A 26,828-nucleotide genomic window follows, 5' to 3' on the forward strand; every position below is an offset into this window, starting at 1 on the left:
TATGCCAGGTCATCTACCGCCGCGGCGTTGTGCAAATCTGTTCTGACCCGCCGTCTGATTATGCAAAAAATCGCCAGAACAGCCGCCCGCGCCCGGCTGTGGTTGCACCGTCGTGAGGCAGCGCTACGATTTTTGCGCCATCGTGGACGCCAGCGCCTTCAGCCAGGCGGCATAGGCCGTGGGCCAGGCGGTCGTCGGCGTTCCCGGGCGCCCCATACCAAAGCCATGGCCACCGCGGGTATAGCGGAAAAGCTGCACAGGAACCTGATGCTGGCGGCAGGCGTTAGCCATCAACAGCGTATTGTGCGGATCGGAAATCGGATCGTCCTGCGCCTGTACCAGAAAACAGGGCGGTGTGGCCGTTGTCACCCAGGTTTGTACCGACCAGGCGCGGTCGGCCGCCTCGCTCGCCTGCGGCCCCACCAGCAGACGATGGGTCGCCGTATGGCTCCAGGGCGGCAGGAGCGTGATCACCGGATAGATCAGCGCGGCGCCGTCGGCGGTGGCGGGCTGGTGGTCCAGCGCATCCTCCGGCGGGTAGCTGGTAAACGCCGGCCGACAGGCGGCCATCCCCAGCAGATGTCCCCCCGCCGAAAAACCGAGCACGCTGACCTGCGATTCCCGGGCGCGGATCAGCCGCAGGGCCCGCTGCGCATCCTGCAGCGGCGCCAGCGCACCGGCCTGCCAGCCCTCCCCCGGCAAGCGGTAGCTCAGCACATAGGCGGTATAGCCGTGCGCCGTCAGCCAGTGCGCCGCAGGCCAGGCCTCACTGCCCATCTCGATCCGCTGGTATCCGCCGCCGGCCGCCACCAGCACTCCGTGGCCAGTGGCCCGGGCGGGTTGCCAGACCGTCAGCACAGGACGAGGGATATGGCTCAGCGCACCGCGGGCGGATAACCGAGCCTCGCCCCCCGGCCCGCCTCCCCCCGGCGGTTGATCCGGCCACAGCGGCAGCGTCAGCGCCGGAGCAGTGGCCGCCGCGCCCCGCACCGCAGACAGCGCAGCGGCGCTAAACAGCAGAAATTGACGTCGATTCATGACTGGCTCCCGGGCGCGTTGGCTTGCCTGTAAACCTAACCGCTTTGCTGGTGGTTATATCAGAAAACCTGGCAGGTAAATCCTCTGTTTTCGCGCAAAATGTTACCCCTGACACGCGCAGCGGCAGATATTCGTCTAAGGTTTCTGGATGGCCAAACGTCGTGGCCCGCAGTCGATAATGATAAGGAGAACTCCCCATGACGAGTACTGATGCACATCGTCCCGCTGCTTTGCCCTGTACCCTGCGCCTGGCGATCGGCGGCGCCCTGCTCGCCCTGATGAGCCTGAATGTCCAGGCGGAAGACGGCAAAACCGCGCCGCCCCCCTCGCCGGATATTCTGCTGGGCCCGTTGTTCAATGATGTCCAGAGTGCGAAGCTCTTTGCCGATCAAAAAACCTTCGCCGACGCGATCCCTAACAGCGATCCGCTGATGATCCTTGCTGATTACCGGATGCAGAAAAACCAGGCCAGCTTTGACCTGCGCCACTTCGTCGAGCTGAACTTCACGCTGCCGAAAGAAAATGACACCTATGTGCCGCCTAAAGGGCAAACCCTGCGTCAACATATCGATGGCCTGTGGCCGGTCCTGACCCGCAGCACCGTCGAGGTGGAAAAATGGGACTCGCTGCTGCCGCTGCCTAAGCCCTACGTGGTCCCCGGAGGACGCTTTCGCGAAGTCTATTACTGGGACAGCTATTTCACCATGCTGGGTCTTGCCGAAAGCGGTCACTGGGATAAAGTCGAAGATATGGTCGCCAACTTCGCCGCGGAAATTGACACCTGGGGCCATATCCCCAACGGCAACCGCACCTATTACCTCAGCCGTTCGCAGCCCCCCTTCTTCTCCTTTATGGTGAGCCTGCTGGCGACGCACGATGGCGACCAGGTACTGAAAACCTACCAGCCGCAGCTGGAGAAGGAGTATCGCTACTGGATGGCCGGAGCGGACGCGCTGGCCCCCGGCAGCGCCGACAAACGGGCGGTGCGGATGGCGGACGGCGCGCTGCTCAACCGCTACTGGGACGATAACGACACCCCGCGCCCCGAGTCCTGGCTTGACGACGTCAAAACCGCCAAAAGCAACCCGAATCGTCCGGCAACCGAGATCTATCGCGACCTGCGCTCCGCCGCCGCCTCCGGCTGGGATTTCAGCTCCCGCTGGATGGATAATCCGCAGCAGCTCGCCACCATTCGCACCACCTCGATTGTCCCGGTCGATCTCAATGCCCTGATGTTCCATCTGGAGAAAACCCTCGCCCGCGCCAGCAAGGCATCCGGGGACAGCGCCCGCGCTACGCAGTACGATGCGCTGGCTAATGCCCGCCAGCAGGCCATCGAGAAATATCTGTGGAATGATAAAGAGGGATGGTACGCCGATTACGATCTGAAAACCCGCAAGGTGCGCAATCAGCTGACCGCGGCGGCGCTGTTCCCGCTGTACGTCAATGCGGCGTCACGCGAGCGGGCGACGAAAGTGGCCGCCGCCGCTGAGTCGCGGCTGCTCAAACCCGGCGGGCTGACCACCACCACCGTCAACAGCGGCCAGCAATGGGACGCCCCGAACGGCTGGGCGCCGCTGCAGTGGGTGGCGGTCGAGGGCCTGCAAAACTACGGCCAACAAAAGATCGCCATGGAGGTCAGCTGGCGCTTCCTGAGCAACGTTCAGCATACCTATGACAGCAAGCAAAAGCTGGTGGAGAAGTATGACGTAAGCTCGACCGGGACCGGCGGCGGCGGTGGCGAATATCCGCTACAGGATGGCTTTGGCTGGACCAACGGTGTCACCCTGAAGATGCTGGATCTGATCTGCCCGCAGGAGAAACCCTGCGATGCCCTGCCCGCCACGCGCCCGGCGGCGGCCCCTTCCGCGCAGAGCAAGCCAGCCGCCAACGACCCCGCACCGGCGGCAGCGCAAAAAACCGGCGCCTGACGCTTTTCCGGCCCGTCCCTCCCCCTACCAAAATCAGTAGGGGGAGTTATCTCCCTGCTGACAACGTCCCCGTGCAGCCCCGCTCTGCGGCCCGCGGGAAGCATGTCACTCCCCCCATCGCCCTGAACCGGTCACCTTTCGCTTGATCACATAAATACAAACAATAATAATTCGCATTACTTTTTAACGAACAATGACAGATTCGTTTTTCCCGCGGCGGCGTACAGGAGTACCAGACCGCGTTGGTTCAGGATGATCTTATGAACGTGGCTATTTTCCGAAAACGCCCGAGGCTGCTGTACGCCCTCGTGGTCGCCCTTCCCCTCACCGCGCAAGCTGAAGAGACCGTGGTGGTCACTGCCAGCCCGCCGGCGTCCGCCAGCGCGCCGACTGAAGGCTACAGCGCCAGCACTTCGCTCGGGGCGACGAAAACCGACCAGCCGTTAATCACCACCGCCCAGTCGGTATCGGTGGTCACCCGCCAGCAGATGGCGGACCAGGGGGCGAATACCATCAGCCAGGCGCTGGAATATACCCCGGGGGTCTACTCCAGCTTCGGCGGCGGCGCGACCCGGTTCGACGCTATCTCCCTGCGCGGCTACCACGGCGGCGACGTCGATAACCTGTTCCTCGACGGTATGCGCCTGATGAGCGACGGCGGCAGTCATAACGTTGTGCAAATCGACCCGTGGTTTATCGAACGCGTCGATGTGATCCGCGGCCCCTCCTCCGCGCTCTACGGGCAGAGCGTGCCGGGCGGCGTGGTCAACCTGACCTCCAAACGCCCGCAGTTTAGCCAGCAGGGCCACGTCCGCCTGACCGGCGGTACGCAAAATACCAAAGGCGCGGCCTTCGATTACACCGACGCCATCAACGAGCAGTGGGCATGGCGGCTGATCGGGATGACCCGCAGCAGCGACACGCAGTATGACCATACCCGCGAAGAGCGCTACGCGATTTCGCCTTCCCTGCTGTGGCAGCCGGACAGCGACACCTCGCTGCTGCTGCGCGCCTATCTGCAAAAAGATCCTTCCGGCGGCTACCACGGCTCTTTGCCGCTGGACGGCACCCGCTACGCGCATAATGGTCGTAAGCTCTCCCCCAGCACCAACGAGGGCGATCCGGGAGATGGCTATCAGCGCCGCCAGCAGATCTACAGCTATGAGTTTGACCACCAGTTCACCGACGTCTGGTCGGTCTATTCCGCCGGGAGCTACACCCACACCAACGTCTCCCTCGATCAGGTCTATCAGGTCGGCTGGATAGATGACAGCGACATGCTGGCCCGCGGCTACAGCGGTTCGCGCGGTTCGCTGGACGGCTGGTCGACCGATAACCGCCTGCGCGCCGATTTCAATACTGGTGACCTGGCGCATACCCTGATCCTCGGCGCCGAATATCATCGCTTCCGCAACGATCTGTGGACCGGCGCCGGCGGTGCGGCGCCGCTAAACCCGTTTAGCGGCTATACTGCGCAGACCGGGCATACCGTCACCTATAGCGATGACAATCATCGCCGCTATTATCAGACCGGGCTGTATCTGCAGGATGAGATGGTCTGGAACCGCTGGCATGTGGATGTTTCCGCACGCTACGACCGCATAGTTTCCCAGCAGGTCAGCGATACCTTCGGCACCTCAAACCGCCGTTCAGACGACCATATCAGCGGCCGCGCCTCGCTGTTGTACGCCCTGGATAATGGCCTTTCGCCTTATCTGAGCTACAGCCAGGCGATCACCCCGGCGATGCTGCCGGGCGCGGACGGCAAACCGTTGAAACCGACCACCGCCGAGCAGGTCGAAGCCGGTCTGAAGTTCCAGCCGCCGGGCAGCCGCGACCTCTATAGCATTGCAATTTACGACCTGACGCAAAAGGATGTCGCCACCCGCGACCCGAACATCGCCACCGCCACCTATATTCCGGCGGGTAAGGTCCATTCCCAGGGCGTTGAGCTGGAAGCACACCACCAGATCACCCCGCAGCTGAGTACTATCGCCTCGTATACCTGGAATCGTCTGCGCTTCCAGGACACCAGGGACGGTACCGATAACAACACGCCGCAGCTGACCCCGGATCAGATGGCCTCCTTCTGGGCGCGCTATCAGTTCCCGGCGGGGATCTCGGTGGGCGCTGGCGTCCGCTACATCGGCAAACAGTGGGCGGATGATGCCAATACCGCGCGGCTGCCGTCGGTCACGCTGATGGATGCCATGATGCGGGCCGACCTCGGTGTCTGGTCGCCAACGCTGAAAGGCGCTTATGTGCAGGTTAACGCCAACAATATCGGCGACCGCGAGTATATTTCCGGCTGCTACGGCACCGGCAACTGCTACTGGGGAGCAGAGCGCAGCGTCATGGCCACCGTGGGCTACGACTTTTAACTGACCGCAGCAATATAAGCCTCCGGCCATGACGGCGGAGGCTTTCATGAAGACTTTTATCTCGCTTTTATTGCTGAAATTAACTTAAAAATGCCACCCCATTATTTCACTTGCCCCCCGCGGATGAGAAAGCTTACTATGCTGGCGCAAACCGGTTATAGCGCTCACAAGGAATAAAAGTGAACCCCGTCATTAGCTATATTGCCAATTTACATCCGTTATCATTTATGGGTTATTATGTATTATCCACCACAGTGATATATATTCTGCTGAATATCATTATTGCGAAGACCCGCCCTGCTGGAAATACCACCGCCGTCCCGGCGCCCTATTCTATCTCCCCCTCTTTTTTAGCCTGGCTACGTCATCGCGCCACCCGCGTCATTCAGCTGGCCATGTTCCGGCTGTTAAGAAAAAACTATGTCACCCTCATCCATTCTGCTGAAGATATTCAGCTCTGCGCCAATCAGCAGTATGCCGAATGCAAAATGACCTGCGTGGAAAAAATACTGTTTGACCATTTCGCTACGCCAAAATCCTGTCACCAGGATCTCCCGCTTTCTCTGCACGTCGCTGAACAAAACCACTGGGCTACCGATCCCCACTGCAGTGGGCTACGGCTAAGCCCAACGCACCAAACGTGGAACATGATAGTGATTGCCGCCCCCTCCCTGCTGTTAATCGCTGTGCTCGTCTGGAAAACACTATTTGATCATCAGGCGATAATTCACTCCAGCGTATTGAGCTGGCTGGTGATGTTTATGGTTTCCGGACTGTGGTGGCTGTGGCTATTATGCATCACCTTAAATGCCACCCGGCTCGACCGGGAGGGGATCGCTATTAATATTCTTCACCACTATATTGATACCCTGAAAGAGACGCTTATTGCTGACGCAGATACCCTGACCGATGAAAACGCCGATTATTGCGTGGCGATTGGTACAACCACCCTGCTTCCCGAAAGATTTGCTGAATATGTAAAAATCATCAACCTTATTCAGTATCCCTTTTGTCTGCAGCGCCTGGATTAACGAGGGGACAGTATGTGGAATTTTATGATGCATCTGCATCCACTGCTGTTTCTTGGCGGATTTATGTTTATCGTCCCGGGTATCTATATTGCTATCGGTACGACGATCGTCGTGACACGGCCAGCGGCTCAGCCCCAGCCGCACGCGACGGAGGTCAGTCCATGGCTGCTGGCCTGGCTGACCGGAGAAGGGACCCGGGTGATCCAGCTGGCGATGTTCAGCTTACTCAGTAAAAAGTATCTGTGGATCCCGGAGGCCGGGCAGGTTTTGGCCAACGGACGCTATGCAAACCAGGAAATGAACGTCATTGAAAGAATACTGTTTGACCATTTTGAGGTGCGAAAGCCGTGTCATGAAGATCTGCCCTGCAGCCTGAGTATTGCCGGACGTAACCTCTGGCAGGAACAGATAGCGAGCGCGGGCTTAGCCTTAAGTCCGCTGCGCCGCGGGTGTAATATGCTGGCCATCAGCATCCCTTCGCTCGCCCTCGGCATTATCGTTTTCAGTAAGACCTTTATCTGGCTCGACTTCACCGCGTACAGCATCTTTAGTTGCCTGCTCATGCCCACGGGTTGCGTTTTGTGGGGCGGGTTATGGATAGAAGCCATTAGCAAAACCATTCGTCTCGATATCTGCGGCATCTCACATCATGACGCCCATGCCTGCATCGATGCGTTACGAGAAGCGTTAGCGCTGAAAGGCGATCAGGAAGATGACGCGACAGCCATGCTCTGCGTGGCGGTGAACGGCCCAGGATCCCTTCCCGAGCGCTACCGGGACTATAAAACGCTAATTGCGCCGATGAGCGCTATCTCCTCGCTGCGTACCGAGGATTAGGCGAGTGAGAAGCACTCACCCCGCCAGGTCAGCGGGGTGAGCGTAGGCCTACATGGCGTCCAGCGCTTTCTGCAGTTTCCAGATATAGCGCGGCGCCTGCGGTGCCGGGTGTTTTTTCACCACATGCTCGAAGAACTCATCGGCGTCGAGATCGTTAATCTCATCGATGGCGTCCTGGCGATCCGACGAGAAGGTGCGCAGCAGGGCGCCGGCACCGTTGGCATAGGAGACCACCACCGCGTAGCGCATCACCTGCGGGTCTTTGATCCCCGCCAGCGGACCGTTCTCCAGAATGCTCAGATAGGCGGCCCCCATCGAGATATTACGTTCCGGGTTTTTCAGCTCACTGACCGACGGCTCGCCGCGCCAGCCCATCCGCCGGTAGACATCGCGTCCGGAGGTCGACGGCTTGAGCTGCATCAGCCCGACGGCGCCGGATTTACTCACCACCGCAGGGTTACCGCCCGACTCGATGGCGATGATCGCCGTGATCAGCTGCGGGTCCACGCCCCAGGCAGCGCCGGCTTTTTCACTGATCGGCATCCACTGCATCGCCCGCTTCACCGGGACCTCGGGGTTCCACGGCGGGTTAGTGTAATCATGTTTCGAACTACAACCGGCCAGAAAAACGACTAAAATAAGCAACCATCTCAATTTCACACATCTATCCTTATCTACCCAAACGCCATCATGCTGCAGAACGACGGCAGCGGTACGTCCCCCGCCCGCCGACAGCCTGAAGGATGACGGGTGCGGACTGAAGTTAGCCACCTGGAGATGACAATCGCCATTCCAGGCGGCATCATAACCCTTTCATTCATAGCAAGGAATTATCATGTCTCAGTTTTATCTGGTCGCGCCTTCGGGTTATTGCATTAACCAGCAGGCGGCAGCCCGCGGCGTCGAGCGTCTGCAGCAGGCCGGACATGAGGTGGCCCACCAGCAGGTCATTCCCCGCCGGCAGCAGCGTTTCGCCGGGACTGAACAGGAGCGCCTGGCCGATATTAACCAGCTGGCCCAGCTGCCCGGGCGCAACCGTATCGTCCTCGCGGTGCGCGGCGGCTACGGCGCCAGTCGCCTGCTGCCGCATATCGACTGGCAGGGACTGATTGCCCGCCAGCAGCGCGACCCGCTGCTGATTTGCGGCCACAGCGATTTCACTGCTATCCAGTCGGGCCTGCTGGCTACGGGCAACGTCATCACCTTCAGCGGGCCAATGCTCGCGGGCAACTTCGGCGCGGAGACCCTCGATCCGTTTACCGAGCACCATTTCTGGCAGGCGCTACGCCAGGCGGAATTTACCCTCGAATGGCCGGGCGAAGGGCCGAACTGCCAGGTAGAAGGCACCCTGTGGGGGGGAAATCTGGCGATGCTGACCTCGCTTATCGGCACGCCGTGGCTACCGTCGATCCGCGACGGCATCCTGGTGGTGGAGGATATCAACGAACACCCGTTCCGCGTCGAGCGCATGCTGCTTCAGCTGCTGCACAGCGGCGTGCTGGCGGCGCAGAAAGCAGTGATCTTCGGCAGCTTCACCGGCAGCGCGCCAAACGACTATGACGCGGGGTACGATTTGCCGCAGGTCTTTGATTACCTGCGCCAGCAGCTTTCCCTGCCGTTGATTAGCGGACTGGAGTTTGGCCACGAGCAGCGCACGGTGACCCTGCCGCTGGGCGCCCGCGCGCGACTGGTGAATCAGGCAGCGACCACCACTCTGACGATCAGCGGCCACCCGGTGCTGACAGAATAAATTTCCCGGACGCATAGGCGGATCCCCTGCGAATTGTTAAAATAGTGTCACTTTTAGCCATTTTTTCACGCCAGTCAGGGAGTACGTGAACATTGGACGCCGCTGCGGTCATTAGTCTGTTTATTCTGGGTTCTGTTTTAGTAACCTGCAGTATCTTATTGAGCTCCTTTTCTTCGCGCCTTGGCATCCCGATTCTGGTCATCTTTCTGGCCATCGGGATGCTGGCAGGCATTGACGGCATCGGTGGCATCCCCTTCGACAACTACCCCTTCGCCTATATGGTGAGTAACCTGGCGCTGGCGGTGATCCTGCTGGACGGCGGGATGCGCACCCAGGCCAGCTCCTTTCGCGTCGCACTATGGCCCGCGCTATCGCTGGCGACGGTCGGGGTACTGATCACCTCGGCGCTGACCGGGATGATGGCGGCCTGGCTGTTCAAGCTGGATATGATCGAAGGCCTGCTGATCGGCGCCATTGTCGGCTCCACCGACGCTGCGGCGGTTTTCTCGCTGCTCGGCGGCAAGGGGCTCAACGAACGCGTCGGCTCAACGCTGGAGATTGAGTCAGGCAGTAACGACCCGATGGCCGTCTTCCTGACCATCACCCTGATCGAAATGATCCAGCAGCACCAGACCGGCCTCAGCTGGATGTTCGCCGTGCATATCATCCAGCAGTTTGGTCTCGGGATCGCCATCGGCCTCGGCGGCGGCTACCTGCTGCTGCAGATGATCAACCGTATCGTGCTGCCCGCCGGGCTCTATCCACTGCTGGCGCTGAGCGGCGGGATCATGATTTTTGCCGTCACCACCACCCTCGACGGCAGCGGTATCCTTGCCGTCTATCTCTGCGGCTTTCTGCTGGGCAACCGGCCGATCCGCAACCGACACGGTATCCTGCAGAACTTCGACGGCCTGGCGTGGCTGGCGCAGATCGCCATGTTCCTGGTGCTGGGCCTGCTGGTGACGCCCTCCGACCTGCTGCCGATCGCCATCCCGGCGCTGCTGCTGTCGATGTGGATGATTTTCATTGCCCGCCCGCTGTCGGTGTTTGCCGGCCTGCTGCCGTTTCGCGGCTTTAACCTGCGCGAACGGGTGTTTATCAGCTGGGTTGGCCTGCGCGGCGCGGTGCCCATCATTCTCGCGGTGTTCCCGATGATGGCGGGGCTGGACAACGCCCGCTTGTTCTTCAATGTCGCCTTCTTCGTGGTGCTGGTGTCGCTGCTGCTGCAGGGCACTTCGCTGTCGTGGGCGGCGAAGAAAGCCAAAGTGGTGGTGCCGCCCATCAGCTGGCCCATCTCCCGCGTCGGGCTGGATATTCACCCGGAAAACCCGTGGGAGCAGTTTGTCTATCAGCTGGGCGCCGATAAGTGGTGCATCGGCGCGGCGCTGCGCGATCTGCATATGCCGCCGGAGACGCGGATTGCGGCACTGTTTCGCAACAATGCCCTGCTGCACCCCACCGGCAGCACCCGCCTGCGGGAAGGCGATATCCTGTGCGTCATTGGTCGGGAGCACGACCTGCCGGCGCTGGGCAAAATGTTCAGCCAGTCGCCGCCGGTGGCGCTCGATCAGCGCTTTTTCGGCGACTTTATTCTTGATGCCGAGGCCCGCTTCGCCGATGTGGCGCAAATCTACGGCCTCGATGGCGGAGAGGAGTTCCGCGAGCATCAGCAGTCGCTCGGGGAAGTGGTGCAGCAGCTGTTGGGCGCCGCGCCGGTGGTGGGCGACCAGGTGGAGTTCGCCGGGATGGTGTGGACGGTGGCAGAAAAAGAGAACGATCACGTGCTGAAGGTTGGGGTGCGGGTCGCGGAAGACGAGGCGGAGTGATCCGCCCCGGAATAGGTTACAGGGTCACAACCGGCACCCGCGGCGCCAGGGCGCACATCAGCTCATAGCCGACGGTGCCGCTGCTGGCCGCCACGTCGTCGATTTTAATCTCTTTGCCCCACAGCTCGACCGGCGCGCCGATCCCGGCCTGCGGACAAGGCGTTAAATCGACCGCCAGCATATCCATCGATACGCGTCCAACGGTAGTGGTGCGTACGCCATCCACCAGCACCGGCGTGCCGCTCGGCGCCACCCGCGGATAGCCATCGGCATAGCCGCAGGCGACGATGCCGATCCGCTGCTCCTGGCTGGTGCGGTACAGGCCGCCATAGCCAATCGCCTCGCCGGGGCGCAGGTTCTGCACGCCGATGATTTCGCTGCGCAGCGTCATGACCGGCTTCAGCCCGGTGTTCGCGATGTCCTGCCACTGCCCGGAAGGCGACGCGCCATACAGCACGATGCCCGGACGCACCCAGTCAAAATGCGCTTCCGGATGCCAGAGGGTCGCCGCCGAGTTGGCCAGCGAGCGCGGGCAATCCAGCCCCTCCGCCGCCTGTTCGATACGGCGCATCGGCTCGACAATCCCCTGCGGGTTCTCCGCCTCCGCGAAGTGCGACATCAGCGTCATTTCGCCGACGTTGCTTATCGCCCGCAGCTGCTGCCAGACGGTATGCACCCGCTCCGGCATAAAGCCCAGCCGGTTCATACCGCTGTTCACCTTGAGATAGATATCCAGCGGCGCGCGCAGCTTCGCCTGCTGCAGCGCCTTAATCTGCCAGTTGCTGTGGACGCTGGTGGTTAAGCGATATTGATCGAGCACCGCCAGCTCATCGGCATGGAAGAAGCCCTCCAGCAGCAGGATCGGACCTTTCCAGCCCTGCTCGCGCAGCAGGATCGCCTCTTCCAGGTTGAGCAAGGCGAAACCATCCGCCCCGCTTAACGCACTCCATACGCGCGCCACGCCGTGGCCGTAGGCGTTGGCTTTAACCACCGCCCACAGGCGCGACCCAGGGGCCGCGCGACGCACTATCTGTAAATTCTGCCGCAAGGCCAGCAGGTCGATGCTGGCCACTACCGGACGGGTCATGCAAGCTCCTTAGTTGTGTGCGCCATGCAGATGCTGCGGACGCGCCGGGGTGAACCCGGGGCTGTAGCGGGCGACCGCCAGATCGTCGTAAGGGATCGCCGGCGTGCGCCCGGAGATCAGATCGCTGATAAGCTGCCCGGAGCCGCAGGCCATGGTCCAGCCAAGCGTGCCGTGGCCGGTGTTGAGCCACAGATTTTTATACGCCGTGCGGCCGACCACCGGCGTGCCGTCCGGTGTCATCGGCCGCAGGCCGGTCCAGAACGTCGCCTGCTCCACGTGGCCGCCGCGCGGGAACAGATCGCGCACCACCATCTCCAGGGTTTCGCGACGCGGCTGCAGCAGCGCTTTGTTAAAACCGACGATCTCGGCCATGCCGCCGACGCGAATGCGCTGATCGAAGCGGGTAATAGCGATTTTGTATGTTTCATCAAGGATAGTGGAAACCGGCGCGCCGTCCTCCTGGGCAATCGGAATGGTCAATGAGTAGCCTTTCAGGGGATAGACCGGTATATCCACCAGCCCTTTAAGCATCGCCGTTGAGTAGGAGCCGAAGGCCATCACATAGGCATCGCCCTTGATAATCTCATCGCCGCATTTCACCCCGGCAATGCGATCGCCCTCCTGTAGCAGGGCGTCCACTGCGGTGTTGAAGCGGAAAGTGACCCCGGCCTGTTCCGCCATTGCCGCCAGCCGGGTGGTAAACAGCTGGCAGTCGCCGGTTTCATCATTGGGCAGGCGCAGGCCGCCGGTCAGTTTATGGCTGACTTCCGCCAGCGCCGGCTCCACCTCCGCCAGCCGCTTCGCTTCCAGCAGCTGGTACGGCACGCCGGCGTCTTCCAGCACCGCGATGTCGCGGGTGGCATTTTCATACTGTTTGGCGGTCCGGAACAGCTGCAGCGTCCCGCCCTGACGCCCTTCATACTGAATGCCGGTGGTGTCGCGCAGCGCTTTCAGGCAGTCGCGGCTGTACTCCGCCAGGCGCACCATACGGCCTTTGTTCTCCATATAGTGGCGGGTGTCGCAGTTACGCAGCATCTGCCACATCCACTTCAGCTGGAACGACGTGCCGTCAAGACCGATCGCCAGCGGCGCATGGCGCTGAAACATCCATTTGATCGCCTTCAGCGGCACCCCCGGCGCCGCCCAGGGCGCCGCATAGCCGGGAGAAATCTGCCCGGCGTTGGCCGCGCTGGTCTCCTCTGCCGGACCGGGCTGACGGTCGATAACCGTCACCTCATGACCCGCCTGACTCAAATACCACGCGCTGGCTACCCCAACCACCCCACTTCCCAGTATGACGACACGCATAGCGACTCCGTAACAGTTAAAGAACAATCATCTAATTACAAATTGATAACTCAGTTGAAAATATTATTCAACATACGCTTTATTTATGGTGACTTAACTCACAGCATACCGCACCAGCCCTGCGCTGCGAGATTTACGATCTCATGCTGCGCTTTATTTTTACCCAGCATTAAATTCTGTAAATAAGCGCAAGAAACGGCTTTGAGATGGGGAAATCGCGAAGAAAAGAAATTGTCTGACGATACAGTTTGCCATCCGGTGTTCTATGCTTGTTTAGAGGTTTTCCGTTCAGAGAAAACCAACAACAACGAGGGCGCGCTAATGGCTACGATTGACTCCATGAACAGGGACACCACCCGTTTAAGCGATGGACCCGACTGGACGTTCGAGTTACTGGAGACCTACCTGGCCGAAGTGGACCGGGTCGCCAAGCTCTATCGTCTTGACACCTACCCGCACCAGATCGAAGTCATTACTTCCGAGCAGATGATGGACGCCTACTCCAGCGTCGGCATGCCCATCAACTATCCGCACTGGTCGTTCGGCAAGAAATTCATTGAGACCGAGCAGGCCTATAAGCACGGCCAGCAGGGCCTGGCGTATGAGATAGTCATCAACTCCAACCCCTGTATCGCCTACCTGATGGAAGAAAACACCATCACCATGCAGGCGCTGGTCATGGCGCACGCCTGCTATGGGCACAACTCATTCTTTAAAAATAACTATCTGTTTCGCAGCTGGACCGACGCCAGCTCGATCATCGATTACCTGATCTTCGCCCGCAAATACATTACCGAGTGTGAAGAGCGCTATGGTGTCGACGAAGTGGAGAAACTCCTCGACTCCTGCCACGCGCTGATGAACTACGGCGTCGACCGCTATAAACGTCCGCAAAAAATCTCCTTGCAGGAGGAGAAAGCGCGGCAGAAAAGCCGGGAAGAGTATCTGCAAAGCCAGGTGAATATGCTGTGGCGCACCCTGCCGAAGCGCGAGGAAGAAAAAGCGATTGAGTCCGCCCGTCGCTACCCTTCCGAACCGCAGGAGAACCTGCTGTACTTTATGGAGAAGAACGCCCCGCTGCTCGAATCGTGGCAGCGCGAGATCCTGCGCATCGTGCGTAAAGTCAGCCAGTATTTCTACCCGCAGAAACAGACCCAGGTGATGAACGAGGGGTGGGCCACCTTCTGGCACTACACCATCCTCAACCATCTCTATGATGAAGGGAAAGTGACGGAGCGCTTTATGCTGGAGTTTCTCCATAGTCACACTAACGTGGTGTTCCAGCCGCCGTACAACAGTCCGTGGTATAGCGGTATTAACCCCTACGCGCTGGGCTTCGCCATGTTCCAGGACATCAAGCGCATCTGTCAGTCGCCCACCGAAGAGGACAAGTACTGGTTCCCGGATATCGCCGGTTCTGACTGGCTGGAAACATTGCATTTCGCGATGCGTGATTTCAAGGACGAGAGCTTTATCAGCCAGTTCCTGTCGCCGAAGATCATGCGCGATTTCCGCTTCTTTACCGTGCTCGACGACGATCACAACAATTATCTCGAGATCTCGGCGATCCACAACGAAGAGGGCTATCGCGAGATCCGCAACAAGCTCTCGGCGCAGTATAACCTCAGCAATCTTGAGCCGAACATCCAGGTATGGAACGTTGACCTGCGCGGCGACCGCTCGCTGACCTTGCGCTATGTGCCACACAACCGCGTCCCGCTGGACAAAGGCCGGCGCGAAGTGCTGAAACATGTGCATCGTCTGTGGGGATTCGATGTGCTGCTGGAGCAGCAGAACGCCGACGGCAGCATTGAGCTGCTGGACCGCTGCCCGGCGCGCCCGAACGCGCTATAACATTGCGGGACGATGAAAACGACGAAGGGGGCCACTGGCCCCCTTATTGTGTTTATCGATCGCCAATATCCGGCTTAACGCATATTCATGGCTAAATCGCCGGGCAGCGATTTCTGCATCCGGTGCCAGATCTCCCCGCTGTCATGACCGTAGCGACGGACCAGCTCATACACCTGATCGTGCAGACCGCCTTCGCACACCTTCGCCAGCTGATGATAAAAGCCCAGCGCCAGGCTGCGCGCTTCCGGGCTGGAGAAATAGTGGCGGCCGATGCGGGTATACAGCCCCTTCATGCCGTTGAGGATCAGACCGTAAATCGGGTTGCCGGAGGCAAACGCCAGACCGCGGAAGATATTGTAATCGAGGTCGGCAAAGGCGTCGGCGTGATCTTCCACTTCCCGGGCGCTGTCCAGTACCGCCAGCGCTTTATCCGGATGCTGACGGAACGCGGTGCGAATAAAAATCGTGGAAATATTGGTGCGTACGGAGAGCAGGTTATCGATCAGCTGCGGCACGCTGTCGTGATCGAGGCGCGCCAGCGTTTCGAGGATATTCAGCCCGGAGGTCTCCCAGAAGTTATTCACTTTGGTGGGCTTGCCATGCTGAATGGTCAACCAGCCGTCACGCGCCAGACGCTGCAACACTTCGCGCAGAGTGGTGCGGGTGACACCGATCAGCTCAGAAAGCTCGCGTTCAGCGGGGAGAATCGATCCAGGTGGGAAGCGGTTATTCCAGATGCTCTCAATGATATACTCTTCCGCGAAACCCGCAGGGCTCTGCGCCTTAATGACCATAATAATATTTCCATTACACATTGTTGCAATTGCACTCATCATACCAGAGCCGCTATAGCGCAGATAGCATCGCAAGTGAATTAAAAAGGGATCGCCGTTTCATTTTCCGTTTTTACTTTGCGCTTTTCCTTATCTCCCGTCACCGCCGCCGCGGTGCGAAGAAAGTTGCTTCTCATTTTGCTCAACTGATACTCTTGCCAATAGTTACGCACAAAATCATGTACTAATTGACGGGGAAGGATTCTGTCGTGGAAATTTCATATGGCCGCGCGCTGTGGCGCAATTTTCTTGGCCAGTCGCCGGACTGGTACAAGCTGGCATTAATCATTTTCTTAATCGTAAACCCGCTGGTGTTTGCCGTGGCGCCGTTTGTCGCCGGCTGGCTGCTGGTGGTTGAGTTTATCTTTACCCTCGCCATGGCGCTGAAGTGCTACCCGCTGCTGCCGGGCGGCCTGTTGGCGATTGAAGCGCTGCTGATCGGCATGACCAGCCCGGCGCATGTGCGGGAAGAGATCGCCGGCAACCTTGAAGTGCTGCTCCTGCTGATCTTCATGGTCGCGGGCATCTACTTCATGAAACAACTGCTGCTGTTCGTCTTCACGCGCCTGCTGCTGGGGATCCGCAGCAAGATGCTGCTGTCGCTGGCCTTCTGCCTGGCGGCCGCTTTCCTCTCCGCCTTTCTCGATGCGCTTACCGTGGTGGCGGTGGTGATTAGCGTCGCCGTTGGGTTCTACGGCATCTACCACCGCGTCGCTTCAGCTCGCCCTGATGATAACGATCTGCTGGACGACAGCCATATCGAGCAGCACTACCGCGAGGTGCTGGAGCAATTCCGCGGCTTTCTGCGCAGCCTGATGATGCACGCCGGCGTCGGGACCGCCCTCGGCGGAGTCATGACCATGGTTGGCGAACCGCAAAATCTGATTATCGCCAAAGCGGCGGGCTGGCATTTTGGCGAGTTCTTTATCCGCATGGCGCCCGTCACCGTGCCGGTGATGGTGTGTGGGCTGTTGACCTGCCTGCTGGTCGAAAAGTATCGCCTGTTTGGCTACGGCGAACCGCTGCCGCCCACGGTACGGAAGGTGCTGCAGGACTTTGACGACCGCAGCCGCGCCCAGCGCAGCCGTCAGGAGCAGTTGCGGCTGATTGCCCAGGCGGTGATTGGTGTCTGGCTGATCGTCGCCCTCGCCTTTCATCTGGCCGAAGTCGGGCTCATTGGCCTGTCGGTGATCATCCTCGCCACCACGTTTTCCGGGGTGACCGATGAGCACGCCATTGGCAAGGCGTTCACCGAGGCGCTGCCCTTCACCGCGCTGCTGACGGTGTTCTTTGCCATTGTGGCGGTGATCATCGACCAGCGGCTGTTCACCCCGGTCATTGAATTTGTGCTGCAGGCCTCGCCGCACGCGCAGCTGTCGCTCTTTTACCTGTTTAACGGCCTGCTGTCGTCCATTTCGGATAACGTTTTTGTCGGCACGGTCTACATTAACGAAGCGAAAACCGCCCTCGAACATGGCGTTATCAGCCTGCCGCAGTTTGAGATGCTGGCGGTGGCGATCAATACCGGCACCAACCTGCCGTCGGTCGCCACCCCCAACGGCCAGGCGGCATTCCTGTTCCTGCTGACCTCCGCGCTGGCGCCGCTTATCCGACTCTCCTATGGCCGCATGGTATGGATGGCGCTGCCCTACACTCTCGTACTGACGCTGGTCGGCCTGCTGTGCGTCGAGTTCACCTTGATGCCGGTCACCAACTGGCTACTGGCGCACGGCTGGGTGACCACGCCCACGCTGCCCTGACCCGATCCTGGCCCGGATTCATCCGGGCCATTCAATAACCCGTTACGTAATATTTTCTGCCGGGCCGCTGGCGTCGGTTCGGTTTTCGTTTACACTGCCATGATTTAGCATCTTCCAGGGAAATGATTATGTTGCAATATTTAAACCAGTGCTCAAGGGGACGCGGTGCCTGGCTCCTGATGGCATTAACCGCTTTTATTCTCGAACTCGTTGCGCTGTGGTTCCAGCATGTGATGCTGCTGCAGCCGTGTGTGATGTGTATTTACGAACGCTGCGCGCTGTTCGGCATCATGGGCGCGGGGCTGGTCGGCGCCATCGCCCCCAAAACGCCGCTGCGCTATGTCGCCATGGTGATCTGGTTGTACAGCGCAATACGTGGACTGCAGCTGGCGTGGGAGCATACGATGATCCAGCTGCACCCTTCGCCGTTCCAGACCTGTGATTTCGCCGCCCGCTTCCCAACCTGGCTGCCGCTGGATAAATGGCTGCCGCAGGTTTTCGTCGCGTCCGGCGACTGTTCAGTGCGTCAGTGGCAATTTCTGTCGCTGGAGATGCCGCAATGGCTGGTCGGTATTTTTGCTGCCTATCTGCTGGTCGCCATCCTGGTGATCATTGCTCAGCCTTTCAAAGCGAAAAAACGCGATCTGTTTGGCCGCTAAGCCGCTGCGAGTACCGCACACAATGAAACGCCCTGCGGGGCGTTTTTTTATGTCTGCTGCGCATCGTTGCATCGTTTCCTGCCTGTGGTTGACCACAGCCCCTAAAAGGTGCATATTAAATACATCTTTTAAAGCCCCACAGGAGCTCACATGTCATCTTTACTGATCCCCGCAGACTGGAAAGTTAAACGCTCCACCCCGTTCTTTACTAAAGAGAATGTCCCCGCCGCCCTGCTGAGCCATCACAACACCGCGGCCGGCGTCTTCGGTCAGCTGTGCGTCATGGAGGGAACGGTCACCTATTACGGTTTTGCCGATGAGCAGGCGACGGAGCCGGAAAAGAAAGTGGTCATTCATGCCGGACAGTTTGCCACCAGTCCGCCGCAGTACTGGCACCGCGTCGAACTCAGTGACGACGCCCGCTTCAATATTCACTTCTGGGTGGCCGAAGAAACCGACGGTGAAAACGGGCTGTTTCACGCGAAGAAAGCGTGATCCGGCGCTTAACGCGCCCTGTCAGGCAGATTGAGGATATGATCCTGCCAGTCGACGACGGTGGACTCGGGCACCGCAATATGGCGAACAGAGATGCGTTCGCCATGCATCGCCGCTTTTGAGCCGGTCAGCAGCGGATGCCAGGCCGGCAGCGATTTGCCCTCCGCCAGCAGGCGATAGGCGCAGGTCGGCGGCAGCCATTCGAAGGTTGGCAGGTTTTCGCGGGTAAGCTTGATGCAGTCTGGCTCGTACTCGAAGCGACGTTCGTAGTTACGACACTGGCAGGTTTTGATATTAAGCTGACGGCAGGCGACGTTGGTGAAGTAGATCTCATCGGTGTCTTCATCCATCAGCTTGTGCAGGCAACACTGGCCGCAGCCGTCACACAGCGATTCCCACTCCGCGTCGGTCATTTCATCCAGTGTTTTTTGTTGCCAGAAAGGTTGTTCGCTCATCGGAGTGTCCGTCGTTGCCAGTTAAGGGTGCACCTTATAACCAGTCTGGCACGCCGATGCAAGTTTTGCCGCCCCAAAAGGCGGCAAGCAGCGCTTACAGCACGCGGGTGGTGAGCGACAGGCCGTTGAAGCCAACTTCCAGTTCGTCACCGCTATGCAGCGGCCCCACCCCTTCCGGGGTGCCGGTGAGGATCACATCCCCGGCTTTGAGGGTAAAGAAGCGCGACATATAGGCGATCAGCGGCACAATCTTATGGATCATGTCGGCTGTGGTTCCCTGCTGGCGCACTTCACCGTTAATCTTCAGGCTTAACGGCGTATTCTGCGGGTCGCCGTGGAACTCAGCGGCCGGGATAAAGCCGGAGATTGGACTGGCGTTATCGAAGCCTTTCGCCTTCTCCCACGGTTGCCCGGCCTTTTTCATCTTAGCCTGCAGGTCGCGCAGGGTGAGATCCAGCGCGACGCCATAGCCGGCGATCCCTTTCTGCACATGCTCTTCCGTCGCCTGACGCAGCGTGCTGCCGATCAGCACCGCCAGCTCGACTTCGTGGTGCACTGAGCCCAGCCCTTCAGGAAGCACCAACGGCTGACGGAGATCGCACAGCGCGGTCTCAGGTTTAATAAACAGCACCGGCTCTTCCGGCGTCGCACTGCCCATTTCCTTGATGTGTTTTGCATAATTACTGCCGACGCAAACCACTTTGCTCACTGGATAATCCAGTAGCGCACCCTGCCAGTTATGATGTTGGTACATTATTTTCCCTCGTGGGTTAATCGGATTGTTTCCCCTGTTCCGCCAGGTGTTTCTTTAGTAGATTTTCAGATGGCGGGGGAAGTTGCAGGTAATAGCCCTGCTCGCTCAACGCCTGTTTCACTTTTTCCAGGTCGGCGTTAACCAGCTTTTTGCGCCCATCCAGCGGCAGCAGCATCGCCATTTGCGGCGTGCCGAAGCCGCGCATTAGCTCGTCAGGAACGCGTGAGAAATCGTCTTTTTTTTCGACGTATAAATAGGTTTGTTCACGTTTAGTACTTCGATAGATCACACAAAACATAGTTTTACTCGGAATTAGACCCGTGGTCACTTGCCTCAATATATGAGTGACTATAACATGCCTTTTAGTCTTCGGAATATCACCGCACTTCTGCGGTTGATAAACAGCAAATTGAGTAAGGCCAGGATGTCAAATACGCCAATCGAACTTAAAGGCAGTAGCTTCACGTTATCTGTCGTTCATTTGCACGATGCAAATCCCGAGGTTATTCGTCAGGCGTTAGAAGACAAAATCGCCCAGGCTCCCGCCTTTTTACGCCATGCGCCGGTGGTGGTGAATATCGCCAGCGTGGAGGAGGAGGTCGAATGGCGCGCCATTAACGAGGCCATCGCCGCGACCGGTTTACGCATTATGGGCGTCAGCGGATGCAAAATCCCGCGCCTGAAAACCGAAATCGATCGCGCCGGGATCCCGTTATTAACCGAAGGGAAAGAGAAAGCCCCTCGTCCGGCACCGTCCGAACCCACCCCTCCGCCGCCGCCAGTTGCTAACCAGATCACAAAAACGCGTTTGATTGATCAGCCGGTACGTTCCGGTCAGCGCATTTATGCGCCACACTGTGATCTTATTGTTACAAATCATGTGAGTGCCGGTGCGGAACTTATCGCTGACGGCAATATCCATGTATATGGCATGATGCGAGGACGCGCGCTGGCAGGCGCCGGTGGCGACAGAGACGCCCAGATATTTTGTACCCACCTTGCGGCGGAGCTGGTCTCCATCGCCGGGGAATATTGGCTGAGCGATAACATCCCGGCCGAATTTTATGGCAAAGCGGCACGCCTGCGTTTAGGTGAAAGCGCTTTGACAGTTCAACCGTTGAATTAATCCCTTTTTAACAAGGAATTTCTATGGCACGCATTATTGTTGTGACTTCGGGTAAAGGGGGCGTTGGCAAGACCACCTCCAGCGCGGCCATCGCTACAGGTTTGGCCCAGAAGGGAAAGAAAACCGTCGTTATCGACTTCGACATCGGCCTGCGTAACCTCGATCTGATTATGGGCTGCGAACGTCGCGTCGTTTATGATTTTGTCAACGTCATCCAGGGCGATGCCACGTTGAACCAGGCGCTGATCAAAGATAAGCGCACGGAAAATCTCTACATTCTCCCGGCCTCTCAGACCCGGGATAAAGACGCCCTGACCCGCGAAGGCGTCGACAAAGTTCTCGAAGAACTGAAGAAAATGGACTTCGATTTCATCGTCTGTGATTCACCGGCAGGTATCGAAACCGGTGCGCTGATGGCGCTCTATTTTGCTGATGAAGCCATCATCACCACCAACCCGGAAGTCTCCTCCGTTCGCGACTCCGACCGTATCCTTGGCATTCTCGCTTCGAAATCCCGTCGTGCGGAAAATGGCGAAGAGCCGATCAAAGAGCATTTACTGCTGACCCGCTACAATCCAGGCCGCGTCAATAAAGGCGATATGCTGAGCATGGAAGACGTGCTGGAAATTCTGCGCATCAACCTGGTGGGCGTGATCCCGGAAGACCAGTCAGTCCTGCGCGCATCCAACCAGGGTGAGCCCGTGATTCTGGATGCCGCGTCGGACGCAGGCAAAGCCTATGCCGATACCGTTGAACGTCTGCTCGGAGAAGAACGCCCTTTCCGCTTCATTGAAGAAGAGAAGAAAGGATTCCTCAAACGCCTGTTCGGAGGATAAATTATGGCTTTACTCGACTTTTTTCTCTCGCGAAAAAAGAACACGGCTAATATTGCGAAAGAACGCCTGCAAATCATCGTCGCCGAGCGTCGCCGCGGCGACGCGGAGCCGCACTACCTGCCGCAGTTGCGCAAAGATATTCTGGAAGTGATCTGTAAATACGTGCAGATCGACCCGGAGATGGTCAGCGTGCAGCTGGAGCAGCGGGATGGTGATATTTCGATTCTTGAGCTGAACGTGACCCTACCCGAAACGGAAGAGTCGAAACCCTGACCTGCTGTTCCATCCCGAAAAAAAACCGGCTACGCCCTGCGCTGCCGGTTTTTTAATGGCCTGAACCAGACCGCCCGCTAGCGCGGATAGTCGTTTAACAGCGACTTCAGCCGCCCGGCCATCAGTTCGCCACGCCAGCCGGAAATCAGCTCAGGCTCACCGGCTTGCGTTTTCAACTGCCAGTGCCAGTTCAGCAACTGGTTGATCTGCCGACGCGAGGCCAGCAGTTCCGCGCTCACGCCCTTATCGGCGCTCACTTCCTGCACCAGCGCTTTAATATCTTTAAAGGCTTTGCGGTAACCCGGCATGTCAATGAGGTTCTGCAGCGGCGCCGGCAGGGCCGACTCCGGCAGCGCCTGGGCTTTCTCGACCAGGCTAATCAACGTTTTGCCGTGGAAGCGAATTTCACTGCCGGACAACCCGAGGCTGTCGAGCTCGCCGAGGCTGGTGGGCATATAGCGCGCCACGCTCCACAGATGCTCTTCCCGCACCACAAAGTTCACCGCCAGGTCGCGCTCACGCGCTTTGCGCAGACGCCACTCTGCCAGCAGCTGCAGGCAGCCCAGCTGGCGGGTACGCAGCTGCCAGGCGTTGCCGATGTCGCGCCAGGCCTCGGCCGGGTCAACCACCTCCTGACGACGCTGCTGCATCAGACGACATTCGTCCAGCGCCGCCGATAGCCAGCCTGCGCGGTCGGTCTCCGCCATTAATTGGCTGGCGATCGGCAACAGGTACCAGACGTCAGCTGCGGCGTATTCACACTGACGCTCGGTCAGCGGGCGCGCCAGCCAGTCGGTGCGGGATTCACTTTTATCCAGCGCCACTCCGGAATACTCTTCCACCATGGAGGCAAAGCCCCAGGACATCGGGCGGCCGCAGAACGCCGCCAGGATCTGGGTGTCAATCAGCGGCTGCGGCATCAGGTTGAACGCATTGAGGAAGACTTCTAAATCTTCGCTGCCGGCATGCAGGTATTTAGTCACATCCTGGTTGAGCAGCAGCTCGCGCATCGGCGCCCAGTCGCTAATCGTCAAGGGATCGATCAGAGAGACCTGGGTGCCGTCGAACAGCTGCAGCAGGCCCAGCTGCGGATAGTAGGTACGGGTACGGACAAATTCCGTATCCAGAGCGACGGCGGAGGCCGCGCTTGCCGCTTCGCACACAGCGCGCAGGCCATCGTCGGTGGTGATCATCTGATAGTTCAAAGCATACTCTCTTAACTTGCGCCCATAAAAAACGCCGGCGTAGCCGGCGTCAGGCGACTCATTCGTTACTTAGCCTTTATTGTCCACTTTAGCGCGCGCTTCGTCACGCAGTTCTCGCCGCAAAATTTTCCCGACGTTGGATTTCGGCAGTTCGTCACGGAATTCCACCAGCTTCGGCACTTTGTAGCCGGTGAGATGGCGGCGGCAGAACGTAATCAGCGCGTCTTCGGTTAACGCGGCCTCTTTCTTGACCACGAAAATCTTCACCGCTTCACCGCTGCTGCCGGACGGCACGCCGATGGCCGCCACTTCGAGGACGCCGCTGTGCTGCATAACCACATCTTCGATTTCATTCGGATAGACGTTAAAACCCGACACCAGGATCATATCTTTTTTCCGGTCAACGATGCGCAGGAATCCCTCTTCATCCATCACCGCGATGTCCCCGGTGTGCAACCAGCCGTCTTTGATAATCTCATCCGTCGCGTCAGGACGCTGCCAGTAGCCCAGCATCACCTGCGGCCCCTTGATACAGAGCTCGCCCGGCTGACCCGGCGCCACTTCGTTATCGTCGTCGTCCACCAGTTTGGCTTCAGTGGAAGGCACCGGCAGGCCAATGCTGCCGCTGTGGTAGTCGATATCGTGCGGATTGACGCTGACCAGCGGCGAACATTCGGTCAGGCCGTAGCCCTCCAGCAGATATTGTCCGGTCAGTTTTACCCAGCGCTCGGCCACCGCCTGCTGCACCGGCATCCCACCGCCGGCGGACAGGTGCAGCGAGGAGAAATCAAGCTGCTGAAACTCTTTGTTGTTCAGCAAGGCGTTGAACAGGGTATTGACCCCGGTCATGGCGGTGAAAGGATATTTCGCCAGCTCCTTCACCAGCCCGGGAATGTCGCGTGGGTTGGTGATCAGCAAATTTTGCCCGCCCAGTTCGATAAACAGCAGGCAGTTCATGGTCAGGGCGAAAATGTGATACAGCGGCAGCGCGGTCACCACGAACTCTTTGCCGCGATGCAGCAGCGGGCCGTAGGTGGCATTGACCTGCTCGAGGTTCGCCAGCATGTTGCGGTGGGTCAGCATCGCCCCTTTGGCCACGCCGGTGGTGCCCCCGGTGTACTGCAGAAACGCCAGATCTTCTGGAACGATCTCCGGCTTCACGTACTGCATGCGGTAGCCATGCTGCAGCGCGCTGCGAAACGAGATGGCATCCGGCAGGTGGTACTTCGGCACCAGTCGCTTGATGTACTTGACCACGAAGTTCACCAGCGTGCCTTTGGCGGTGGAGAGCTGATCGCCCATGCGCGTCAGGATCACGTGCTTAACCTGAGTTTTCGCCACCACTTTTTCCAGGGTATGGGCAAAGTTGGAGACGATGACGATCGCCGCCGCGCCGCTGTCGTTGAGCTGATGCTCCAGTTCACGCGGGGTATACAAGGGGTTGACGTTGACCACGATCATCCCGGCGCGCAGGATGCCAAACAGAGCCACCGGATACTGCAGCAGGTTAGGCATCATCAGGGCCACGCGATCGCCCTTCTGTAATCCTAACCCCTCCTGAAGGTAAGCGGCAAAGGCCCGACTACGCTCTTCAAGCTTACGGTAGGTCATCACTTCACCCATATTGATAAACGCCGGTTGGTCGGCGTAGCGGGTGGTGGCATGCTCAAACAGTTCAACCAGGGATTGATAGCGGTCAGGGTTTATCTCCGCAGGAACATCTGCGGGATAACGGTTTAGCCAAACCTTTTTCACTGCATCACCTCTGAAATAGTTATTCGTCGTCATCACAGCCCCTGGCAAATACATTTTGTTAACATTATATTAACTCAGCGTACCAGTTTATTAATTAGGCAATGAGCAGGTTGCGAAGCGCGTCACTATTTTTTTTCTTATTCGACTGAAAACAAAGAAACAGCGGACCGGCCGCTGTTTCTTTGAACTAACATAAACAACAAAATCATTCGGTTACGACGTTTCTCACCTCAGCAGGGCCGGGGTTGTACCAGCCCCAGCCGCCATAGCCGTAACCCCAGGGGCGCGGACCCAGCATCCACGGATCGATGGGCTGCGGGGGCATCACCACCTGCTGCACCACGTTCCAGCGTTTGTAACCGATGGCGTTCATCAGCATAAATTTATACGGCGTGCTGCCCACTTTGCCGTCGACCACCCCGGCAATCGGCCCGACCACGGTGACCAGCTGGCCGCGGTAGTCGACCGGATCGAGGAAGCCGTTAACGTCGGCATAGATCCGCCCACGAGACGGTTCGCCCAGCACAGGCCGTGCGCCGCTGTCCAGCGGTACGGTGGCGATTTCTAAGCGGGTTTTACCCTGCTGGTTCTGCACATTGACCACTTTGCCGCCAAAGCGTGCTTCCTGGCCAACGTACAGCTGCGGGGCGTTCATCACCCGCACTAAATCCTGCTGCGGCGTAGGGCTGGTGCCTTTGATGGCATCCGGCACTGACACGCAGCCGCTTAGCGCAACGGCAACCGCCGCGGCTAACAGCCAGCGAACGCCCTGTTTTTGACCCGCCATGATGCGACTCCTTTTCTCAGTCTTCTTGTTACTGAGATTCACTCGCGGCCTGGAAGTTTCTTCCACGCCACCTCGTTTCGCAAATAAACCGGCTCCGCTTTCTCCACGGCCACGATTTTCCCCGCCGCCAGCAGGTAACAGGCTAACGGCAGCATATCCTCCGCCGCCGGCAGTGCAACTTCGCCGCTGCTTAAGGTCAGTCCGCTCGCTTTCGCCAGATCCGGCCACGCCTGCCAGCCGGTGCCGACGGTGGCCCATTCGCCGGAAAGCTGTGCCAGCCGTTCGGCTACCGCTTCCGGTTTGAGCACCGCTTCCGTCTCTTCGCCATGCCAGATGCCCTGCTCGTCGCGCTGGTACTCGGCCCAGTAGACTTCGCCCATCCGCGCGTCAATAGCCGCCAGCACGCGGGTGGCGCCAGTTTTGCGCCAGGCGCCCTGCGCCATGGTGGCCAGCGTCGAAACGCCGATCATTGGCAGCTCAGCGCCCAGCGCCAGCCCCTGAGCGATACCGATGCCGATGCGCACGCCGGTAAAGCTACCCGGACCGCGGCCAAAGGCCAGCGCGTCCAGCTCGGTCAGCGTGGCGCCGCTCTCGGTGAGGACCTCCTGCACCAGCGGCAGGATACGTTGGGTATGTTCGCGGGGACAAATTTCGAAATGAGCACTAAGGGTGCCATCATTCCACAGCGCCGCGGAGCAGGCCTCTGTGGCGGTATCGATAGCCAAAATTCGCATGGGTGGTCACGCTCTCGTTACATAGTTCAGGCCTTCAGGCAGCCTGTTTTCCGGCAAACGGCCAACCCGCCGCCATACCGCCCGAAGTCTATTGGGAACCGCTAATTAACAAA

Annotated in this window: 25 protein-coding genes and 1 pseudogene; 13 read left to right on the plus strand and 13 right to left on the minus strand. The window is 59.0% G+C overall.

The genetic code is table 11. The features are described from left to right. Positions 1 to 123: 123 nt before the first annotated feature. Positions 124 to 1,038: an alpha/beta hydrolase gene (locus NKJ21_RS11865; protein WP_044649605.1), complete on the minus strand. Its 915-nt coding sequence runs from the start codon at positions 1,036 to 1,038 to the stop codon at positions 124 to 126. A 197-nt stretch (positions 1,039 to 1,235) separates the two neighbouring features. Here NKJ21_RS11865 and NKJ21_RS11870 point away from each other — a divergent pair, with 197 nt between their 5' ends. The 4 genes from NKJ21_RS11870 (at position 1,236) to NKJ21_RS11885 (ending at position 7,218) form a co-directional block, all read left to right on the plus strand. Beyond that, the gene (locus tag NKJ21_RS11870; protein ID WP_117108798.1) at positions 1,236 to 2,969 is read left to right on the plus strand and encodes an alpha,alpha-trehalase; all 1,734 of its coding nucleotides are present in this window, start codon (positions 1,236 to 1,238) and stop codon (positions 2,967 to 2,969) included. Between the two features lie 260 nt (positions 2,970 to 3,229). Further along, positions 3,230 to 5,350 (plus strand): TonB-dependent siderophore receptor, encoded by a 2,121-nt coding sequence (locus tag NKJ21_RS11875; protein WP_070544567.1) that lies wholly within the window; start codon positions 3,230 to 3,232, stop codon positions 5,348 to 5,350. A 179-nt stretch (positions 5,351 to 5,529) separates the two neighbouring features. Beyond that, entirely contained in the window at positions 5,530 to 6,381 is an 852-nt protein-coding gene (locus NKJ21_RS11880) for a hypothetical protein (RefSeq protein WP_023297864.1), read from the plus strand. Between the two features lie 12 nt (positions 6,382 to 6,393). Beyond that, complete coding sequence (locus NKJ21_RS11885) at positions 6,394 to 7,218, plus strand: TIGR04222 domain-containing membrane protein (RefSeq protein ID WP_023297865.1); 825 nt, start codon at positions 6,394 to 6,396, stop codon at positions 7,216 to 7,218. 48 nt (positions 7,219 to 7,266) lie between these two features. Here NKJ21_RS11885 and emtA read toward each other — a convergent pair whose 3' ends face one another. Continuing rightward, complete coding sequence (gene emtA / locus NKJ21_RS11890) at positions 7,267 to 7,878, minus strand: membrane-bound lytic murein transglycosylase EmtA (protein ID WP_008804313.1); 612 nt, start codon at positions 7,876 to 7,878, stop codon at positions 7,267 to 7,269. Between the two features lie 175 nt (positions 7,879 to 8,053). On the opposite strand from emtA, the gene ldcA reads away from it, so the two are divergent. Both ldcA and NKJ21_RS11900 read left to right on the plus strand, forming a co-directional pair. After that, positions 8,054 to 8,968, plus strand: coding sequence for a muramoyltetrapeptide carboxypeptidase (ldcA, locus tag NKJ21_RS11895; RefSeq protein ID WP_016161371.1), 915 nt, complete (start codon positions 8,054 to 8,056; stop codon positions 8,966 to 8,968). 92 nt (positions 8,969 to 9,060) lie between these two features. Continuing rightward, complete coding sequence (locus NKJ21_RS11900; RefSeq protein ID WP_008804311.1) at positions 9,061 to 10,794, plus strand: potassium/proton antiporter; 1,734 nt, start codon at positions 9,061 to 9,063, stop codon at positions 10,792 to 10,794. A gap of 16 nt (positions 10,795 to 10,810) precedes the next feature. Here the strand turns inward: NKJ21_RS11900 and dadX are convergent, their stop codons facing one another. The 3 genes and pseudogenes from dadX to NKJ21_RS11915 all read right to left on the minus strand — a co-directional run. Next, a complete protein-coding gene (gene dadX, locus NKJ21_RS11905; protein ID WP_012967778.1) occupies positions 10,811 to 11,881 on the minus strand; it encodes a catabolic alanine racemase DadX in 1,071 nt (356 codons plus the stop codon). Positions 11,882 to 11,890: 9 nt separating this feature from the next. Then, entirely contained in the window at positions 11,891 to 13,189 is a 1,299-nt protein-coding gene (locus NKJ21_RS11910) for a D-amino acid dehydrogenase (protein WP_008804309.1), read from the minus strand. 98 nt (positions 13,190 to 13,287) lie between these two features. Then, positions 13,288 to 13,422 (minus strand): annotated as a pseudogene (locus NKJ21_RS11915) (hypothetical protein); the annotation flags it as partial. A gap of 88 nt (positions 13,423 to 13,510) precedes the next feature. On the opposite strand from NKJ21_RS11915, the gene NKJ21_RS11920 reads away from it, so the two are divergent. Further along, positions 13,511 to 15,043, plus strand: coding sequence for a SpoVR family protein (locus NKJ21_RS11920; RefSeq protein WP_004203310.1), 1,533 nt, complete (start codon positions 13,511 to 13,513; stop codon positions 15,041 to 15,043). A 74-nt stretch (positions 15,044 to 15,117) separates the two neighbouring features. Here NKJ21_RS11920 and fadR read toward each other — a convergent pair whose 3' ends face one another. After that, positions 15,118 to 15,837 (minus strand): fatty acid metabolism transcriptional regulator FadR, encoded by a 720-nt coding sequence (gene fadR / locus NKJ21_RS11925; protein WP_012541278.1) that lies wholly within the window; start codon positions 15,835 to 15,837, stop codon positions 15,118 to 15,120. Between the two features lie 248 nt (positions 15,838 to 16,085). Between fadR and nhaB the strand changes: the two genes are divergently transcribed. From nhaB to NKJ21_RS11940, 3 genes are all read left to right on the plus strand, one after another. Continuing rightward, positions 16,086 to 17,636 carry a sodium/proton antiporter NhaB gene (nhaB, locus tag NKJ21_RS11930; protein ID WP_064142133.1) on the plus strand — a complete coding sequence of 517 codons (1,551 nt, stop codon included), beginning with the start codon at positions 16,086 to 16,088 and terminating at the stop codon, positions 17,634 to 17,636. 128 nt (positions 17,637 to 17,764) lie between these two features. Next, complete coding sequence (gene dsbB, locus NKJ21_RS11935) at positions 17,765 to 18,295, plus strand: disulfide bond formation protein DsbB (protein ID WP_008804305.1); 531 nt, start codon at positions 17,765 to 17,767, stop codon at positions 18,293 to 18,295. Between the two features lie 150 nt (positions 18,296 to 18,445). Next, positions 18,446 to 18,790: a DUF1971 domain-containing protein gene (locus NKJ21_RS11940; protein WP_022065914.1), complete on the plus strand. Its 345-nt coding sequence runs from the start codon at positions 18,446 to 18,448 to the stop codon at positions 18,788 to 18,790. Positions 18,791 to 18,798: 8 nt separating this feature from the next. On the opposite strand, the gene NKJ21_RS11945 is transcribed toward NKJ21_RS11940, so the two are convergent. The 3 genes from NKJ21_RS11945 to NKJ21_RS11955 all read right to left on the minus strand — a co-directional run bounded on the left by NKJ21_RS11945 (position 18,799) and on the right by NKJ21_RS11955 (position 20,297). Continuing rightward, the gene (locus NKJ21_RS11945; RefSeq protein ID WP_008804304.1) at positions 18,799 to 19,245 is read right to left on the minus strand and encodes a YcgN family cysteine cluster protein; all 447 of its coding nucleotides are present in this window, start codon (positions 19,243 to 19,245) and stop codon (positions 18,799 to 18,801) included. A 94-nt stretch (positions 19,246 to 19,339) separates the two neighbouring features. After that, the gene (locus NKJ21_RS11950) at positions 19,340 to 19,999 is read right to left on the minus strand and encodes a fumarylacetoacetate hydrolase family protein (protein ID WP_012967776.1); all 660 of its coding nucleotides are present in this window, start codon (positions 19,997 to 19,999) and stop codon (positions 19,340 to 19,342) included. 16 nt (positions 20,000 to 20,015) lie between these two features. Continuing rightward, entirely contained in the window at positions 20,016 to 20,297 is a 282-nt protein-coding gene (locus tag NKJ21_RS11955; RefSeq protein ID WP_004203320.1) for a YcgL domain-containing protein, read from the minus strand. Between the two features lie 126 nt (positions 20,298 to 20,423). Between NKJ21_RS11955 and minC the strand changes: the two genes are divergently transcribed. From minC to minE, 3 genes are read left to right on the plus strand one after another with little or no spacing between them, the layout of a single operon-like run. After that, positions 20,424 to 21,125 carry a septum site-determining protein MinC gene (gene minC, locus NKJ21_RS11960; protein ID WP_008804301.1) on the plus strand — a complete coding sequence of 234 codons (702 nt, stop codon included), beginning with the start codon at positions 20,424 to 20,426 and terminating at the stop codon, positions 21,123 to 21,125. A 23-nt stretch (positions 21,126 to 21,148) separates the two neighbouring features. After that, positions 21,149 to 21,961, plus strand: coding sequence for a septum site-determining protein MinD (minD, locus tag NKJ21_RS11965; protein ID WP_008804300.1), 813 nt, complete (start codon positions 21,149 to 21,151; stop codon positions 21,959 to 21,961). A gap of 3 nt (positions 21,962 to 21,964) precedes the next feature. After that, positions 21,965 to 22,234, plus strand: a complete 270-nt coding sequence (gene minE / locus NKJ21_RS11970; RefSeq protein WP_004103270.1) for a cell division topological specificity factor MinE — start codon at positions 21,965 to 21,967, stop codon at positions 22,232 to 22,234. 77 nt (positions 22,235 to 22,311) lie between these two features. Here the strand turns inward: minE and rnd are convergent, their stop codons facing one another. The 4 genes from rnd to tsaB form a co-directional block, all read right to left on the minus strand. Further along, on the minus strand, positions 22,312 to 23,427 hold the full coding sequence (rnd, locus tag NKJ21_RS11975) for a ribonuclease D (protein WP_004175459.1): 1,116 nt from the start codon (positions 23,425 to 23,427) through the stop codon (positions 22,312 to 22,314). Positions 23,428 to 23,508: 81 nt separating this feature from the next. Continuing rightward, a complete protein-coding gene (gene fadD / locus NKJ21_RS11980; RefSeq protein ID WP_046881652.1) occupies positions 23,509 to 25,194 on the minus strand; it encodes a long-chain-fatty-acid--CoA ligase FadD in 1,686 nt (561 codons plus the stop codon). Positions 25,195 to 25,399: 205 nt separating this feature from the next. Beyond that, positions 25,400 to 25,981, minus strand: a complete 582-nt coding sequence (locus tag NKJ21_RS11985) for a Slp family lipoprotein (protein ID WP_008804297.1) — start codon at positions 25,979 to 25,981, stop codon at positions 25,400 to 25,402. Between the two features lie 38 nt (positions 25,982 to 26,019). Further along, positions 26,020 to 26,715: a tRNA (adenosine(37)-N6)-threonylcarbamoyltransferase complex dimerization subunit type 1 TsaB gene (tsaB, locus tag NKJ21_RS11990; protein WP_038421449.1), complete on the minus strand. Its 696-nt coding sequence runs from the start codon at positions 26,713 to 26,715 to the stop codon at positions 26,020 to 26,022. Positions 26,716 to 26,828 lie beyond the last annotated feature (113 nt).

The sequence above is a fragment of the Klebsiella sp. SWET4 genome (assembly GCF_024296565.1).
GTDB lineage: Bacteria > Pseudomonadota > Gammaproteobacteria > Enterobacterales > Enterobacteriaceae > Klebsiella > Klebsiella variicola.